This is a genomic window from Vibrio sp. 811 (assembly GCF_033339195.1).
In genome coordinates this window covers 1-778 of sequence record NZ_JAWOUB010000299.1, presented here as the reverse complement: position 1 = coordinate 778, position 778 = coordinate 1, and the positions used below count along the sequence as shown (strand labels likewise).

The 778-nt window shown below is 47.3% G+C and carries 1 protein-coding gene; it reads left to right on the top strand.

The window, feature by feature from the left end; translation table 11 throughout:
- Nucleotides 1-2: 2 nt before the first annotated feature.
- A partial coding sequence (locus R7Q46_RS26475; RefSeq protein WP_318078126.1) for a symmetrical bis(5'-nucleosyl)-tetraphosphatase occupies nt 3-778 on the top strand: 776 nt, incomplete at its 3' end.

Genomic DNA, 778 nt, shown 5'->3' with positions numbered 1-778 from the left:
ATATCGTTGGTGACATCCAAGGCTGTTTTGACGAACTACAGCAGCTACTCAAGCGCGTCAACTTTTCCACTCAACATGACCAACTTTGGCTCGCAGGAGATTTGGTGGCTCGCGGCCCGAAATCACTCGAAACACTGCGCTTCGTAAAGTCACTCGGTGACAGCGCAAAAGTCGTACTCGGCAATCATGACTTACATTTACTGGCAGTATCTTACGGCCTGAAAAAGCGAAAAGACAAAGATAAAACGACCCCTATTTTCCTCGCTAAAGACCGCGAAGAACTGCTCTCTTGGCTAGCTAAACAACCTCTTCTGGCAGAGCACGACGAGTTTGTGATGTGTCATGCGGGTATCTCACCGCAATGGGATTTAGAAACAGCCAGACAATGCGCTCGCGAAGTAGAACATATTATCCAAGGCGAAGAGTTGCCGTGGTTGCTAAAAAACATGTACAGCAACTTACCAGATCTTTGGGATGACTCACTGGAAGGTCTGGATCGCTATCGCTATATCATCAATGCCTTTACAAGAATGCGTTTCTGCTTTTCTGATGGTCGTTTAGATATGGACTGCAAACTGCCTCCGCAAGAAGTCACAGGTGACCAATTGCTACCTTGGTTTGAACTGCCGCACCGCATACCGTTAGAAAAAACAGTGTTATTCGGCCACTGGGCAGCATTGCAGGGCTATATCGATGAAAAAGTCATTGGACTCGATACAGGTTGTGTCTGGGGTGGTTCGCTGACGATGATCCGTTGGGAAGACAAACAACTCTTTAC